The organism is Micromonospora sp. CA-263727, from assembly GCF_050942455.1.
In the GTDB taxonomy this organism is placed as follows: Bacteria; Actinomycetota; Actinomycetes; order Mycobacteriales; family Micromonosporaceae; genus Micromonospora.
Genome location: NZ_CP192031.1, coordinates 4114967 through 4132331, shown reverse-complemented (window position 1 = coordinate 4132331; position 17365 = coordinate 4114967). Strand labels below are relative to the sequence as shown.

Here is a 17365-nt window from a genome sequence, read left to right as displayed (position 1 = left end):
CGGCGATCGACCGTTCAGTCGCCCTGCCCGCCGGAAACCGTTCCGGCCAGCAGCGCCTCCAGTTCCGCGTCGGAGAGCGCGGCGACGTCGGCCTCGACCGCCTCGGTGACCGCCTCGGCCAGCTGGGCGACCGTCCTGGCCTCGAACAACCGGCGCAGCGGGAACTCCACCGCGAAGGCCCGGCGCAGGCGGGCGAGGACCCGGGTGGCGAGCAGCGAGTGACCGCCCACGGCGAAGAAGTCGTCGTCCACCCCCACCTCGTCGAGGCCGAGCACCTCCTGCCAGATGCCCGCGATGAGCTGCTCGGTCGCCGTGGCCGGGGCCCGCGACGCCGGGCCCGCGCCGGGCGTGGGCGCCGGGAGCGCCCGGCGGTCGACCTTCTTGCTCGACGTCATGGGCAGCTCCGGCAGGACCGTCCACCACGACGGAACCATGTTCTCCGGCAGCAGCCCCCGCAGGTGCTCACGCAGGTCGGCGGTGCTCGGCTCGTCTCCGGGGCGCAGGACCAGATAGGCGGCGAGCCCCTTGTCGCCCGGGGTCACCTCGGCCGCGACGACGGCCGCGGCCTGCACCGCCGGGTGCCGGGCCAACGCGGCCTCGATCTCACCGATCTCCATCCGCAGGCCGCGGATCTTGACCTGCTGGTCGATCCGGCCGAGGAACTCGATCGCACCGTCCGGACGGTAGCGGACCAGGTCACCGGTGCGGTACAGGCGCGCTCCCGGCGCACCGGAGAGCGGGTCCGGCACGAACTGGCGCGCAGTCAGTTCCGGCCGGCCGTGGTACCCGCGTGCCAGCCGTACCCCACCGAGGCACAGCTCGCCCGGTACGCCGACCGGGACCGGCCGCAGGTCGGGATCGAGCACGTACGCCCGGGTGCCGGCCACCGGCCGGCCGATCGGCAGCGCCGCCGTCTCGGGCCCCGACCGGTGCCCGTCGTTCTCCACCGGGTGCAGGAAGCAGGTGACGGTCGCCTCGGTCGGGCCGTAGTTGCACAGGAACCGGCCGGGCAGCCCGGTCGCGGCCCACCGCCGCGCGTCGGAGACCGTGACCACGTCGCTGCCGACGTTCATGAGCGCGAGCCGTTCCAGCCCGCTCACGTCGTACTCCAGCATCTCCCGGTAGTACGCCGGGGTGATCTCCATGATCGTCACCTGGTGCTCGGCGAGCCGGGCGGGCAGGTCGGCCGGCGCCCAGAAGACCGGGTCACTCACCACGATCGTCGCGCCGGCCAGCAGCGTCGCCGCGATCTGGTCCATCGCCACGTCGAAGGTGAGCGCCGACAGCAGCACCACCCGGTCACCGGGCGTGATGCGGTAGGCGTCGGCGATGACCCGGCAGTGGTGCGCGTACGCCCGATGCTCGATCATCACCGCCTTGGGCCGCCCGGTGGAGCCGGAGGTGTAAATCAGGTAGGCGAGGTTGCCCGGTCGCGCCACGGCCGTGAGGTCGCCGCCCGGCTCGCCGTCGGCCTGCTCCGGCTCGTCGTCGACGGCCACCACCTGGTACGGGCCGTCGAGGGTCGGCGCGAGCTCCCGGGTGGTGACGACGACCCGGGCGCCGGAGTCGGAGATCATGAAGTCGCGGCGCTCCACCGGCTGGGTCGGGTCCAGCGGCGTGTAGACGCCACCGGCCTTGAGCACGCCGAGCAGCACCACGACCGCGTCGAGGCTGCGTTCCAGGCACACCGCGACGGTCGTCTCCGTGGTCACGCCGAGCCCGCGCAGGCGGCGGGCGAACCGGTTGGCCGCGTCGTCGAGCTGCGCGTACGTCAGCTGGGCCGGGCCGAACACCACCGCCGGCGCGAGCGGGGCACGCCGCGCCCGCTCCTCGAACAGCTGCGGCACGCAGAGGTGGTGTTCCGTGACCGGGTCGAGCCGGTCGACGAGGTCGCCGCCGGAGCCCGGCCACTGCCGCAGCAGCAGGTGCCGTTCGTCGTCGGTCAACAGGTCGAGTTCGCCCAGGCGGTCGCGCGGCTCGTCGACGATGCTGGTCAGCAGCCGTAGGTACTGCCCGGCCAGCCGCTCGACCGTGCTCCGGTCGAACAGCTCGGTCGCGTACTCGAAGACGCAGCGCAACCGGCCACCGGCCCGCTGCTGCACCGTCAGGCTCAGGTCGAACTTCGACACCGCCGGACCGGAGCGGACCGGCTCGATCGCGGCCCCGCCGAGGGTGGGCGGAAACCGGTCCAGATGCTGCACGTCGAACATGATCTGGAAGAGCGGGTTGCGGGACAGGTCCCGCTCCGGCTGCACGGCGTCGACCACGTGCTCGAACGGGACGTCCTGGTGCGCGAAGGCCTCCAGGGTCACCGTCCGTACCTGCTCCAACAGGTCGACGAAGCGGGGGTCGCCGGCGAGGTCGCTGCGGATCACGAGGGTGTTGGTGAAGAGGCCGAGCAGCTCCTCGGTCTCCGGCCGGGTGCGACCGGCCACCGGGGTTCCCACCGCGACGTCGGTCCGCCGCGCATGGCGGGCCAGCAGGACCTGGAAGGCGGCCAGCAGCACCATGAACGGGGTGGCGGCGCGGTCACCCGCGAGGGAGAGGACGGACCGGGCGAGCGTCTCGGGCACGTCCAACGCCAGCAGCGCGCCGCTCGGGTCGCGTTGCGCGCCGCGCGGCCGGTCGGTCAGCAGCTCCAGCGGCGCCAGCCCGGCCAGCCGGTCCCGCCAGTACGCCAGCTGTCCGCCCTGGTCGTCCTGCTGCTGCCAGGACGCGAAGTCCGCGTACTGCAACGCCGGCCGCGACCCGTCACCCCTCCACGGGTCGGCGCCGGCGGTGTAGGCGGCGTCGAGGTCGGCCAGGAAGATGCCCATGGACCAGGCGTCGAAGGCGATGTGGTGAAGGGCCAGCAGGAGCAGGTGGTGGTCGGGTCCGACCCGGATGAGGGTGACCCGCAGCGGGTGCTCGGTGGCGAGGTCGAACGGTCGGCCGGCGGCCCGGTCGAGCAGTTCCCGCCCGGCCGCCTCGGCGTCCGGGCGACCGGAGAGGTCGACCTGCTCGAAGGCCACGTCCCCCGGTGGGTCGACGACCTGCCCGGGTTCGCCGTCCCGGTCCAGGTAGCGGGTCCGCAGCACCTCGTGCCGGCGCACCACGGCCACCATCGCCCGACGCAACCGGCGCGGATCGAGCGCACCCCGGACCCGTACCGCCAGGGGGATGAGGTACTCGGCCGTGCCCGGGGTGAGCTGGTCGAGGAACCACAGCCGGCGCTGGGCGAAGGAGAGCGGCAGCGGACGGTCACGGGGGACCGGTGTGATCATGCGATCGTCGGTCGGGGTCAACTGCTCGTCGATCCACTCGGCCATCCCGCGTACCGTCGGCCGGCCGAACACGTCGCCCACGGTCATCTCGACGCCGTACATCCGGCGCAATCGCATGACCAGCCGGATGGCGGCCAGCGAGTGTCCGCCGCAGGCGAAGAAGTCGTCGGTCACGCCGACCTCGCCGGCGCCCAGGATCTCGGCCATCACCGCGGCGATGTCCCGCTCCATCGGCGTCTCCGGGGCGAGTCCCGTCGTCACCTCGTCGGCGGCGGACCCGACGGCGAGCAGGGCCGCCCGGTCGACCTTGCCGTTCGGCGTCAACGGCAGCTGCCCGATCGGGACGACCTGCGCCGGCACCATCGCGGCGGGCAGCCGCTCGGCCAGGTGGTCCCGCAGGTCGGCCGGGGCCGCGGGGCAGACGTACGCCACGAGGTGCGTGTCGCCGGCCTCCGTGCTCCGCCCGATCACCACCGCGGCGTCGACCTCGGGATGCTCGCGCAACACGAACTCGATCTCGGCGGTCTCGACGCGTACGCCGTTGACCTTGACCTGTCCGTCGGTGCGCCCGAGGAACTCCAGTGCGCCGTCCTCGCGCCACCGGGCCACGTCCCCGGTGTGGTACCAGCGCTGGCCGGGCCGGGTCGCGTAGGGGTTGGGGGTGAACCTGTCGGCGGTGAGGTCCGGCCGGCCGAGATAGCCGCGTGCGAGGCCGACGCCGCCCAGCCGCAGCTCGCCGGGGACCCCGATGGGCGCCAGCTGGTCGGCCCGGTCGACGACGTACACCTCGACGTTGGGCAGCGGGCCGCCGATCGGCACCGTCTCCGCCGGGTCGTCGGCCCGGAACGTCCAGGCCGTCGCGTCGATCGACGACTCGGTCGGCCCGTACGTGTTGACCACCTCGATGCCGGGCAGCGCGACGAGCCGGCGGGCCAGCGCCGCCGGCAGCGCCTCGCCGGCCGAGCAGACCAGGCGCAGCGAGGTGCAGCGGGCGAGCCCGGGATCGCCTGCCAGCAGCCGCAGCACCGACGGCACCACCTGCACGATGGTGACCTCGTGACGCGTGATCGCCGCCGTCATCACGGCCGGGTCGCGGTGCCCGTCGGGCGGGGCCATGACGATCGACCCGCCGGAGACCAGCGGCGACAGCAGCTCCCACACCGCCGCGTCGAACCCGATGGTGGTCTTGTGCAGCAGGCGGTCCGCCGCCGTCATCGCGTACCGCCGTACCGACCAGAGCACCCGGTTGCGGATGCCGGCGTGGGTGACGACCACGCCCTTGGGCCGGCCCGTCGAGCCGGAGGTGTAGACGACGTAGGCGGCCTGGTCGTCGGCGATCTCCGGTAGGTCGCCCGGTGGCTGCGTGGCGATCGCGTCCCACGCCGCGTCGAGGTCGACGGTGGCCACCCCGGCCGGCAGCCCCTCCATGGTGGAGTCGGTCAGGATCAGGGCCGTGCCGGAGTCGGAGATCATGTATGCGAGGCGCTCGGCCGGGTACTCCGGCGGCAGCGGCACGTACGTGCCGCCGGCGGCGAGGACCGCGAGCACGGCCACCGGCAACTGCGGTCCCCGTGGTAGGGCCACGCCGACCGGTGTCTCGGCCACGACGCCGTGCCGGCGCAGGTAGCTGGCGAGGCGCTGGACCCGCGCGCCGACCTCGGCGTAGGTGAGTTGCTGGTCCGCCCAGCGCACGGCGACGCCGTCCGGCTCGGACCGCGCCCGGTCGAGGAAGAGCGCCGGCAGCGACCGGTCCGGTCCGGGCAGGTCCGTACGGTTCCAGCCGGCGATGCGCTCCCGTTCCTCGGCGGGCAGCAGCTCCAGTTCCGCGACCGGGCGGTCGGGCTGCTGCGCGATCGATCGCAGCAGGCACAGGTAGCCGGCGGCCAGCCGTTCGACGCGGCTGCGGTCGAAGAGGCTCGTCGGGTAGACGAACTGGCCGACCACGGTCCCGTCCGGGTGCTCGGCCAGTTGCAGCGACACGTCGAAGGTGGAGCCGGCCCAGACCGGCGGGCACACCTCGACCTCCAGCCCGGCGAGGCGGAAGGACTCCCGCCGCGCGGCGGCCCACCCGAACCCGGCCTGGAACACGGGATTGCGTGCGGCGTCGCGCGCCGGGTCGAGCTGCGGCATGACCCGGCTGAACGGCACCGCGTGGCGCAGCGCCTCCAGGACCCGTTCCCGGACCTGTGCCACCAGATCGGTGAACCCGGCCGTCTCCGCCACCACCGAGCGGATGGCGACGGTGTCGACGAACAGGCCGATCAGCCCGGCGGTCTCCGGCTCGGTGCGGGTGTTGGTCGACACGCCGACGCCGATGTCCGTCTGGCCGCTGTAGCGGCTCAGCAGGAGTTGGAAGGCGGCCATGTGCACCATGAACGGGGTGGCCCGGCCGGCTCGCCCGAGCGCCCGCAACCGGTTGGCGAGTTCGGCGGGGACGACGACCGGGACGCTCGCGCCGTCGGGCGCCCACCGCGCCGGACGTGGCCGGTCGGTCGGCAGTTCCAGCGGCGCCAACCCGGTCAGCCGCTCACGCCAGTACGCCAGCGCCGGTGCCGTCGTCCCGTTGCCGTCCCGTTCCCGTTCGCGGCGGGCGACCTCGTGGTACTGCGTCGCCAGGGGCGCGAGCTCCGGCGTCCGGCCCGCCGACGCGGCGGCGTAGAGCACGTCCAGCTCGCGGGCGAGCACCCCCCAGGAGAGTCCGTCGAAGGCGATGTGGTGCACGGTCACCAGCAGGACGGCCTCGTCCGGGGCGAGCCGGACGAGGCGGGTCCGCCACGGCGCCTGCCGGCCCAGGTCGATGGGGATGCGCAGCTCCTCGGCGCGGAGGCGGTCCAACTCGTGCTCCCGCTCGGCCGGCCCCAGCGCGGTCAGGTCCGCCACGGGCAGCGGGACCGGCGTGGCCGGGTCGACCACCATGACCGCGGTGTCGTCGACCGTGTCGTAGCGGGAGCGCAGGACGGCGTGCCTGGTGGCCACCTGGGTCAGCGCGACACCGAGCGCGTCGACCTCCAGCGGCCCCCGCAGCCGCAGCGCGGCGGAGAGCAACTGGTCGACCGCCGCGCCGGGGCGCAACTGGTCGACGAACCACAGCTGCTCCTGGGCAGCTGACAGCAGAAGCCGGTCGTCGTCGGTGGTCACGGCTGGCTCCTGTTCTCGCCACGGTCGCCGGTGGCCGGGTCCCACGGTTCGGCCATCGCCACCGCGATGCGGCGCGGGCCGGTGAAGGGCTCGCGGCCGTGCGCGGCCAGCATGTTGTCCACGACCAGGACGTCGTCGGCCTGCCAGTCGAAGCGGCGCAGGGCCCCGCGGTACGCCTCACGCAGGTGCGCCACGACGTCGTCGGGGATCGGGGCGCCGTCGCCGTAGTAGGTGTTCGTCGGCAGGTCGGCCTCGTCGAGCATCTCCCGCAAACCGGCACAGACGTCCGGGGCGAGCGTGGTGACATGGAAGAAGGTCAGATGGTTGAACCAGACCTCCTCGCCGGTGACCGGGTGCCGGTGCAGCGCCTGCCGCCGGGCCCGGGTCCGCAGCCCCCGCGAGCCGACCCACTCCGCTGTCATGCCGTTGCGCTCGCAGTACGCGACGACCGCGGAGCGGTCCTCGGTGCCGAACGCCTGCTGCCACGGCACGCCGTGGTCGCCGTTGAAGTTGCGGACCACCATCCAGCCCCGGGCGGCGAACTCGTCGCGGACAGCCGGGTCGATGGCCTGGTGGACCGTGCGCGTGTCGGCCAGCGGGGTGGCGCCCAGCGTGTCCGGCGGGCGCTGGCAGTAGAAGAAGAGCGTCAACGGCCAACGCGCCTGGTAGGAGTTCTCGTTGTGGAGGAAGATCTCCTCGCTCGGCGGGTAGTCGGTCGACGTGTAGATGTTCCCCGCGATGGTGCTGCGCGGCGACGAGCGTTCGGTGTAGCTCAGCGGTGCGCCGGCGATGGTCCGCACGGCCTCGTCGAAGCCGTCGACGCTGCGCACGCCGAACCCGCGCAGCAGCACCGCACCGTGCTCGTGCAGACGGCGGCGAACGGTGGGGACGTCGATCGTGGCGGCGGAGATCGGCGCCCCCGGGGTGTCGGGCGCCATCTCGAACGGTAGGGCCCGCGTGGCGGAGATAGGCATGAGCTGAGGGTGCCCGCGGCGCGTCGGGCCGGGGGAGGGTACGAACGGCGGTCGGCGTCCGCGTCGTCGGTGCCGCCCGGTCTGCGTACCTTTCTCTTGTCCGTGCTGGACGAGCGGGTGCGGCCGGTCGCCGCCGGGCACGGCGCGGACGTCCGTGCCGGTTATTCTCTGCCGCCGTCACCCGTCCGGACGCAGGCTCGCGTTAGCGACGGCCAGATCGGCGGCGCGCGGTAGGAAGGATGGGGACGTGTCTGAGGACCTGACGGACGAGCGTACGTATCAGGTGGTCGTCAACGACGAGGAGCAGTACTCGATCTGGTTGGCCGACCGTGAGCTGCCCGCCGGCTGGCGCGCCGAGGGCACCCGTGGCGGACGCGAGGAGTGCCTGGCGCACATCGGCCAGGTGTGGACGGACATGCGTCCGTCAAGCCTGCGCCGGCACATGGCGCAGGCCCAGGCTTGACGGACCGCCCCCGGACGGGGGGTCACCCCACCGTGGTGACCCCCCACAGACGCCGAGCAACCGCCGCCCGTCCTCTGTGGAGTGACGGGCGGCGGTTGCTCTTCGGCTCGTGCGCCCCCGGTAGAGGACACACGGCGGTGGGCGACCGTCCCTGCTCTGTGGAGCCACGGACGGCGGTTTCCGCATCAGGAACCAGGCATCAGGTGAAATCGGCCAGCTCGGTGCCGACGCCGCGGGCCAGCGCGCGCCGTCGGACGAGGTTCGACACGGCCAGATCCAGAATGCCGAGCCCGAATGGGGAGAACAGTGTCAGGCCCCGCTCGTCGCGCCGGTACGGCTCGTCGGCGAGCAGCAGGGCGCCCAGCGAGGCGGAGACGAAACGCGTGTGTCCGGCCTGCTCCGCGGCGAGGTGCACGGACGTCGACGCCCGGCAAACGTGGTCGACGTCGTCGACGATGTTGGCGCTGGCGAGGACCGTCGCCGCGGTGAGGTCGCGCAGGGACAGGTGCAGCACCAGGGTGCCGGGGCGCAACTGCCCGCCGTCCAGGTGGGGGGTGACCGCCGTGGTCGCCAGCGAGACCAGGCGGTGCGCGCCGAGCGCCGTGGCGATGTCGGCGGCGACCTCGACCTTGAGCCCGGGGTGCCGGTGCGCGCAGTCGGCGGCGAACGCCTCCGCGCGGGCGAGGTCGGTGTCGAAGAGGGTCACCGTGTCGACCAGAGGCATCGCCCTGGTGACGAAGCGCAGCACCTCCCCGTTGATGACGCCGCAGCCGACGAGGGCGATGCCGGTGTCGGGTACCACCGAGCGGATCGTGGCGGCGGCCAGCGCGGCACTCGCCGCGGTCCGCCGGGCCGAGATCACGGCCGCGTTCAGCAGCGCCTCGGGCACTCCGGTGTGGACCGAGTTCAGCACGATCACACCGCTCGCCCGGGGCTGGCCGGCGGCCACGTTGCCGGGAAACGAGGAGATCCACTTCACGCCCGTCACCGGATCGTCCCCGCCCAGGTAGGCCGGTAACGCGATGATCCGGTTGCGCTGTTCCTCGGGGAACCGGAGGAACACCGAGTGCGGCAGCGCGGTGCGTCCCCGCTCGTGCTCGACGTACGCCGCCCGGACGGCCGCCAGCACCTCGTCGTCGGCGTCCGAGAGCAGGCTCCGCACCTGCTCGTTACCCAGGATCAGCATGATGCGACCTCCGCGTCGGCTTGTTTCCACAGGTGCGACATGTCGCCGAAATGGGTGTTGACCCAGGCGTCGTTGTAGATCGTGTCCAGGTAGCGCTCACCCCGGTCGGGCAGGATCAGCACGCAGGTCGCGCCCGGTGGGATCTGGTCGCGCACCTGGTCCAGGGCGGCCACCACGGCCCCCGACGAACCCCCGGCCAGGATGGCCTCCCGCCGGGCGAGCCGGCGGCAGCCCACGACGCAGTCGGCGTCGTCGACGTGGACCACCCGGTCGGCCAGGCCCTCGCCGTACAGCTTCGGACGGACGGCCGCGCCGTGACCGGGGATGAGCCGGGGCCCGGCCGGCTGGCCGAAGATGACGCTGCCCACCGCGTCCACCGCGACGATCCGGGTGGGCAGCCCGTGCGCCCGGATGTAGTCGGCGCACCCGCGTAGCGTGCCGCAGGAACTGGTGGGGCAGAACAACAGGTCGACCGGTCCGGCCGCCTCGGTGATCTCCCGCATCGTGTCGTGGTGCGCCTGCGCGTTGAGCGGGTTCGAGTACTGGTCGGTCCAGAAGCCGTTCGGCGTGGTCGCGGCCAGCTCGCGGGCCCGGGCGATGCGCGCCGGCAGGTACTCGCCGGTGGCCGGGTCCGTCTCGGTGACCATCTCCACCTCGGCGCCGAGGGCACGCATGATGGCGATGTTCTGGGCGTTGCTGCGCGGGTCGACCACACAGATGAACCGGATGCCGAAGTAGGCGCACATGTGGGCCAACCCGATGCCCAGATTGCCGGAACTGGACTCGATCAGCACCGTACGCCCGGTCACGATCTGCCCGCTGCGGATCGCCTCGCGGACGATCCGCAGCGCGACCCGGTCCTTCATGCTGCCGCCGGGGTTGACGCCTTCCAGCTTGGCGAACGCCCGAAACCGACCAGCTTCACCGAGCCGGGTCAGCTCGACCAATGGGGTGGCGCCGATGGCACCGGTGAGTCCTGTGACGAATTCCTGAGTCTTCATGCGAGGAGCCCTTCTGCGGAGCCGCAGCGTTGCGAGCGGAGGGCGCGACGCGGCGTACGGCGTCATGGGTCGAGTGTTGGGGCCGGCCGCCCGCGACCGCAGAGAAGGAAGCGCAGACACACCGGCATCACGACTGAGCGGGTTGTTCTCTCCTTGCGCCGACCGCCGCGCGGCGAGGCTGGCACCGAGGAGGATGCGCTATGACCGAGACCCTGGACCGGGCGGCACTTCGGGCGGAACTGGTACGCCGACGGCTGCGCGGGGAGGCCACGCCGACGCCCGGTGGTGGGATCGCGCCAGCCGTCCGGCCCGACGCCGTGCCGCTGTCGTACGCCCAGCACCGGATGTGGCTGCTCGACCAGCTGCGACCGGGCGGCACCGAATACCTGATGACGACGGCGCTGCGGTTGCGGGGCCGGCTGGACCGGGCCGCCCTGCGGACCGCGCTTGACGGGCTCGTGGCCCGCCACGAGGTGCTGCGCACCCGCTACCCCGTGGTGGCCGGCGAACCGGTCCAGGTGATCGACGCGCCGGCACCGGTGGAGCTGGTCACCGTCGACCTGCGCGGGCAGGACCCGCCGGAGCGGGAGCGGCGCGTGGCCGCCCTCGCCACCTCCGAGCGGTGCCCGGTGAGCCTGGCGACCGGTCCGGTGCTGCGGGCCACCCTCGTCCGGCTGGCCGCCGACGAGCACGCCCTGCTGCTGACCGTGCACCACATCGCCGTCGACGGCTGGTCCGAGGGGATCGTCATCGCCGAGCTGACCCGCCGCTACGCCGCCGCGGTGGCCGGCCGGCCGGCCGGGGAGCCCCCGCTGCCGGTGCACTACGCCGACCTGGCCGTGTGGCAGCGGTCGGCGCGCTTCCGGGCGGGCCTGGAACGGGAGCTCATCTACTGGCGGGACCGCCTGGCCGGGCTGACCCCGCTGGAGCTGCCGACCGACCGGCCCCGCCCGCCGGTGCGGGACTCCGCCGGCGACCTGTTCTCCGTCGAGCTGGCCGCACCGACCGCCGAGGCGCTGCGCCGCCTGGCCCGGTCGCACGGCGCCACCCCGTACCAGGTCCTGCTGGCCGGGTACGTGGTGCTGCTGTCCCGCTACACCGGACAGACCGACATCGCGGTCGGCGCGCCGATCGCCGGCCGGGACCGGCCCGAGGTCCAGGACCTGGTCGGCCTGCTGCTCAACACGGTCGTGCTCCGCACCGACCTGTCGGGCAGCCCGTCCTTCCTCGACGTGCTGGACCGGGTCCGGGCCGCCACGCTGGACGCGCACGACCATCGGGAGCTGCCCTTCGAGTGGCTGATCGACGAACTGGCCCCGGAGCGCGACCCGTCCCGCAGCCCGCTGTTCTCCACGATGTTCGTCTGGGACGACGCGGTGACCTCCGGCTCGGCGGCCGGCGGGCTGCGCGTCGAGCGCATGCCGGTCGGCGAGAGCAGCGCCAAGTTCGACCTGACCGTGGCCGTCGCGCAACGACCCGACGGATCGGTACGGGTCGGATTCAACTACGCGACCTCGCTGTTCGACCGCGCCACCGTCGAGCGGATGGCGGCACACTACGGCCAGCTGCTGGCCGGGGCCGCCGCCGAACCGCAGCTGCCCGTGGACCGCCTGGCCCTGCTCAGCCCGGCCCAGCGCCGCCGGCTGACGGTCGACTGGAACAACACCGCGGCGAGCTGTCCCGACGTGACCCTGACCGAGCTGCTGCGGGCGCAGGCCGACCGCACACCGGAGGCGGTCGCGCTCCGGTTCGGCGGCGAGGAGCTGAGCTACCGGCGGTTGCACGCGGAGGCCGACCTCCTCAGCCGGCGGCTGCGGCGGGACGGCGTCGGAGCGGAGTCCATCGTCGGGGTCTGCCTGCCCCGGGGCCTGGACCTGCTGCGGGCCATGCTGGCGATCCTGAAGGCCGGCGCCGCCTACCTGCCGCTGGACCCGGACCATCCGCAGCGGTGGCGCGAGTTCATGGTCCGCGACTCCGGCGCGCGCGTGGTGATCACCGAGGAGTACCTGTCGGCGGTGGAGCACACCACGGCCGACGACGTGCGACCCGAGCCGGCCGAGGCGGTGACGCCGGGGCACGCCGCCTACCTCATCTACACGTCCGGCTCGACCGGCCGTCCCAAGGGCGCGCTGATCGAACACCGGGCGATCGTCAACCGGCTGCTGTGGATGCAGGACACCTACCGGCTCGACGCCTCCGACCGGGTGCTGCAGAAGACACCGATCGGCTTCGACGTGTCGGTGTGGGAGCTGTTCTGGCCGTTGATCACCGGCGCGACCCTGGTCCTCGCCCGTCCGGGCGGTCACCGTGACCCGGCCTACCTGGCCGAGGAGATCCGGACCGCCGGGATCACCACCGTCCACTTCGTGCCGTCGATGTTGCGGGCGTTCCTGGCCGAGCCGGTGGGGCCGCTGCCGTCCCTGCGGCGCATGATCTGTAGCGGCGAGGCGCTCCCGCCCGACCTGGCCGACCAGGTGCACGAACGGATCGGCTGCGCGCTGCACAACCTGTACGGCCCGACCGAGACCGCCGTGGACGTCACCGCCCTCCGCTGTACGCCCGGCGAACCGGTCACCATCGGCCGCCCGATCGCCAACACCACCGCGTACATCGTCGACGCCCGCCTGGAGCCCGTCCCGGTCGGGGTGCCCGGCGAACTGCTGATCGGCGGGGTGCAACTGGCCCGGGGCTACCTCGGGCGCGCCGCGCTGACCGCCGAACGGTTCATCCCCGACCCGTTCGCCGCCACGCCGGGCGGTCGCCTGTACCGCACCGGTGACCTGGCGCGGCACCGCCCCGACGGCAGCATCGAGTACCTCGGCCGGATCGACCACCAGGTGAAGGTCCGCGGCCAGCGCATCGAACTGGGTGAGGTCGAGGCCGTGCTGCACACGGCACCCGGGGTCACCGCCGCCGCGGTCACGGTCCGCGACGAGCAGCTGGTCGGGTACGTGGTCGGTCCGGCCGACGTGCACCAGGTACGGACGTACCTGCTCGACCGCCTGCCGGACGCGATGGTCCCGGCACGCTGGGCGACCCTGCCCGCGTTGCCGCTGACCAGCAGCGGCAAGGTGGACCGCCGGGCGCTGCCGGCCCCCGACCCGGTACGGGACGGCTCGGCGGAGAGCCTCGTCGCCCCGCGCAACGAGCTGGAGGCGCGGATCGCCGAGGCGTTCGGCGCCGCGCTCGGCCTGGACACCGTCGGCGTGACGGAGAGCTTCTTCCTGCTCGGCGGCGACTCGATGCGGGCGATCCGGATGGTGGGCCTGCTCCGCGCGGCCGGGCTCGCGGTGGCGGTACAGGACCTGTTCACCCACCAGAGCGTGGCGGACCTGGCCGGCGTCGTGCTCCCGACCGAGCCGGCCGAGGAGGCGGAGCCGGCGGTCGGCCCGTTCGAGCTGGTGAGCGAGGCGGACCGGAGCCGGTTGCCGGCGGGGCTGGCGGACGCGTACCCGATCACCGAGAACCAGGCCGGCATGCTGTTCGAGATGCTCTCCGGCGGTGACCGGCCGGTCTACCGCAACGTCTCCTGCTACCGGATCCACGACCCGCTGCCGTTCTCACTGGAGACCCTGCGGGAGGCCGGCCGGCTGCTCACCGACCGGCACGAGATCCTGCGTACCTCGTTCGACCTGTCCGGCTACTCGGAACTGATGCAGCTGGTGCACGCCTCGGTCGAGCTGCCGATCGGCTACGACGACCTGCGTGACCTGCCCGCCGAGGCGGCGGAGAAGACGGTCCACGCGCATCTGCGGGCCGAGCGGACCCGGCCGTTCGACATCACCGAGGCGCCGCTGCTGCGGTACCACGTGCACCAGCTCAGCGACGGAGAATGGCGGCTGACCCATTCGGAGAGCCACGCCATCCTCGACGGCTGGAGCCACACCTCCACGGTGGCGATGCTCGTCTCGCTGTACCGGACGCTGCGCCGGGGCGAGCGCCCCGAACTGCCGGCGCCACCGGCGGTGCGCTTCGCCGACTTCGTGGCCCGCGAGCGGGCCGCCCTGGCCTCGACGGCGGCCCGCGACTTCTGGGCGGAGACCGTCGCCGGGTCGGACCGGCTGGAACTGCCACCGGAGTGGGGCGTCGACTCGGACGCGCCGGCGAACATCGTCGAGGTGCCCTGGGCCGACCTGCGTCCCGGGCTGCGCCGGCTCTCCGCCGCCGCCGGCACGTCGCTCAAGAGCGTGCTGCACGCCGCGCACCTCAAGGCGATGAGCATCGTCACCGGCCGGCAGCGGTTCTTCAGCGGCCTGCTCTGCAACGGCCGGCCGGAGCAGCTGCGCGGCGACGAGGTGTTCGGCATGTTCCTCAACACCGTGCCGTTCGCCGCCGACACCTCGCCCCGCACCTGGCGGGCGCTGGTGCAGGCGGTGTTCGCCGAGGAGGCGCGGCTGTGGCCGCACCGCCGGTACCCGCTGCCGTCCATGCAACGCGAGTGGGGCAACGGCCGTCCACTGCTGACGGTGGGCTTCTCGTACCTGGACTTCCACGTGCTCGACGGACGCGCCGAGTCGGTCGAGATGATCGACGACTTCAGCCCGAGCAGCGTGGGGCTGGACGTGTGGACCTTCCCGGGGACGCTGCGGCTGGGCGCCCGGCCCGCGCACATCGACCGGCCCTACCTGGACCTGCTGGCCCGCACCTACCGGCACGTGCTGGAGGCGATGGCCGCCGAGCCGGACGGCGACACGGACATCGGGTTGAGCCCGACCGACCGGGCCTGGGCAGCCGAGGCGCACCAGCCGTCCGAACCCTTCCCGACGACGCCGCTGGTCCACGAGCTGATCGCCCGCCGCGCGGCCACCGATCCGGCCGCCCCGGCGCTGCGCCACGGCGATTCCACCCTCACCTACGCCCAGCTCGACGAGAGATCCGACCGCCTCGCCGCCCACCTGGCGGGGATCGGTGTCCGGGCCGACACGGTCGTCGGCATCCACCTGCCCCGCGGAATCGACCTCTTCGTCGCGATGCTGGCCGTCCTCAAGGCCGGCGGCGCGTACCTGCCCCTCGATCCCGCCTACCCCGCCGAGCGGATCGGCGACATGATCCGGGACGCGTCGCCGGTGGCCGTGCTGACCGACGCGGCCCTGGCCCCGGCGCTGCCGCACCCGACGACGACGCTGCTGGTCGGCGAAGTGACCGACGGGCGCCGGGCGGAGCGCCCGCCGGTGGTCCGGCTCAGCGGCGACAACCTGGCCTACGTCATCTACACCTCCGGTTCCACCGGGCGGCCCAAGGGCGTCGCGGTCACCCACCGTACGGTGCTGAACTTCTGCCACGCGCAGCGCCGGATCCTCGCCACCGGGGTCGGCGACGAGGTGTTGCAGTTCGCCTCGCCGAGCTTCGACGCCTCCGTCTGGGAGATCCTGCTGGCCCTCGTCCACGGCGCCACGCTGGTGCTGCCACCGCCGGACGCCGACCCCGGCGACCTGCGCCGGCACGCCGCCGAGCTGACCCACATGACGCTGCCGCCGCCGCTGCTGGACCGCCTCGACCCGGCCGCCTTCCCGAGGCTGCGGGTGCTGGTCACCGGTGGGGAGGCGTGCACGGCCGAGCAGGCGGCCCGGTGGGCGGACCGGGTCCGCGTCCTGCACGCCTACGGGCCCACCGAGACCACCGTCGTGGCCACCATCGCCGAGCTCGCGGCCACGCAGACGGCAGCGCCGCCGATCGGGCTACCGCTGGACAACGTGCGCGCCTACGTCGTCGACGACCAGCTCCGGCTGCTGCCTCCGGGCGTACGCGGGGAACTGGTGCTCGGCGGGGCGGGTGTGGTGCGCGGCTACCTCAACCGGCCGGAGCTCACCGCCGAGCGTTTCGTCCCGGACCCGTACGCGTCCCGACCGGGGGAGCGCGTGTACCGCACCGGCGACGTGGTCTCCCGCGACCCCGACGGCACCCTGCACTTCCACGGTCGCCGTGACCACCAGGTCAAGGTCCGCGGGTTCCGCATCGAACTCGGCGAGATCGAGCACGCCCTCGCCGCCCATCCGGCGGTGGCTGCGGCGGTGGTCGCCGTGCACCGGGCGGGCACCCCGGACGCCTCGCTGGTCGCCTACACCCGTCCGGCGGGCGGGGCGCCGGCGTCCGCGGCCGCGCTGCGCGAACACCTGCGCGAGCGGCTGCCGCAGCACCTCGTCCCGCACCACTACCTTTCCGTGGACGACTTCACGTACACCCGCAACGGCAAGGTCGACCGCAGTGCCCTGCCGTCGCCGGACGGCTCACGGCCGGCGACCGACGCCGAGTACGTCGCACCGCGCTCGGACGTCGAACGGCACCTCGCCTCGGCCTGGGGCGAGGTGCTCGGCATCGCGCGGATCGGGGTGCACGACGACTTCTTCGATCTCGGCGGCCACTCGCTGGCGATGATGCGGCTGACCGCGATGTTGCGCAGCCGGCACGGGTACGAACTGACCTTCGGCTCGTTCGTCGAACACCGCACCGTCGCCGGACTGGCCGCGGTGCTCCAGGACCCGGCGGCGCCGGCCGGCGCGATGATGTGGCTGCGCCGTGGCGTTGCCGGCCGGGCACCGCTGTTCTGCGTGCACCCCGGTGGCGGCAGCGCCCACTGGTATCTGCGCCTGGCCCCGCACCTGCACCCGGACCAGCCGGTGGCGGCGTTCGAATGGCCGGGACCGCACCCGGAGGGCACGCCGACCACGGCGGAGATGGCGCAACGCTACGACCGTGAACTCCGCCGGGCCCAGCCGCAGGGTCCGTACCGGCTGTTCAGCTGGTGCGGCGGCAGCGGCATCGCCAGCGAGATCGCGCACCGGCTGGTCCAGGACGGCCACGAGGTGACCCTGATCCTGCTCGATCCGGGCCTGGACATCCACACCCGTGTCGACGCCTGGAACGAACTCGCCCTGATCCGCCGCCTCGAAGAGTTGCTGGAGGAGGTGCGCGTCGGCGGCAGTGAGGCCGACACGCCGGAGCGTCGCCGGGAGATCCTCGCCCTGCTGGAGCACCTGGTCGACGACGTCAACGAGGAGACCGGCATCACGCTGCCGGACCAGGGTGTCGGCGACTCGTGGCCCCGGCAGGTGCGGATCTGGCGCGAGGTCATGGAGGTGGACGTCGAGTACCGGCACCGTCCCTGGCCGGGGCGGCTGGAGCTGATCGTCAGCGACGAACTCGCCGACGGCCGGCACGAGGTGACCTCGGGCCAGAGCTACCCGGACTACCTGGCGCGCTGGGGCGAACTGTGCACCGGCGGGGTGCGGGTGCACCGGGTGCCCGGCGACCACTTCAGCGTCATGAAGAAACCGCATGTCGTCGAGCTGGCCCGGGCCATCGCCGAAGTGCTCGGCGAGAGCTGACGGTGTCACGGCTCA

6 protein-coding genes are annotated in these 17365 nt (G+C 73.4%); 2 read left to right on the top strand and 4 right to left on the bottom strand.

Translation table 11 applies throughout. The annotated features are described in order from the left end of the window. Positions 1–14 precede the first annotated feature (14 nt). Both ACQPYA_RS18085 and ACQPYA_RS18080 read right to left on the bottom strand, forming a co-directional pair. Positions 15–6401, bottom strand: coding sequence for an amino acid adenylation domain-containing protein (locus ACQPYA_RS18085; RefSeq protein ID WP_433528261.1), 6387 nt, complete (start codon positions 6399–6401; stop codon positions 15–17). Beyond that, on the bottom strand, positions 6398–7375 hold the full coding sequence (locus tag ACQPYA_RS18080; RefSeq protein WP_433528260.1) for a TauD/TfdA family dioxygenase: 978 nt from the start codon (positions 7373–7375) through the stop codon (positions 6398–6400). Before ACQPYA_RS18080 ends, ACQPYA_RS18085 begins: the two co-directional genes overlap by 4 nt. Positions 7376–7634: 259 nt before the next feature. Between ACQPYA_RS18080 and ACQPYA_RS18075 the strand changes: the two genes are divergently transcribed. Beyond that, the gene (locus tag ACQPYA_RS18075; protein WP_433533534.1) at positions 7635–7838 is read left to right on the top strand and encodes an MbtH family protein; all 204 of its coding nucleotides are present in this window, start codon (positions 7635–7637) and stop codon (positions 7836–7838) included. 199 nt (positions 7839–8037) lie between these two features. Here ACQPYA_RS18075 and sbnB read toward each other — a convergent pair whose 3' ends face one another. Further along, a complete protein-coding gene (sbnB, locus tag ACQPYA_RS18070; protein ID WP_433528259.1) occupies positions 8038–9024 on the bottom strand; it encodes a 2,3-diaminopropionate biosynthesis protein SbnB in 987 nt (328 codons plus the stop codon). After that, a complete protein-coding gene (gene sbnA, locus ACQPYA_RS18065) occupies positions 9018–10025 on the bottom strand; it encodes a 2,3-diaminopropionate biosynthesis protein SbnA (RefSeq protein ID WP_433528258.1) in 1008 nt (335 codons plus the stop codon). Before sbnA ends, sbnB begins: the two co-directional genes overlap by 7 nt. Positions 10026–10225: 200 nt before the next feature. Between sbnA and ACQPYA_RS18060 the strand changes: the two genes are divergently transcribed. Then, positions 10226–17350 carry an amino acid adenylation domain-containing protein gene (locus ACQPYA_RS18060; protein ID WP_433528257.1) on the top strand — a complete coding sequence of 2375 codons (7125 nt, stop codon included), beginning with the start codon at positions 10226–10228 and terminating at the stop codon, positions 17348–17350. Positions 17351–17365 lie beyond the last annotated feature (15 nt).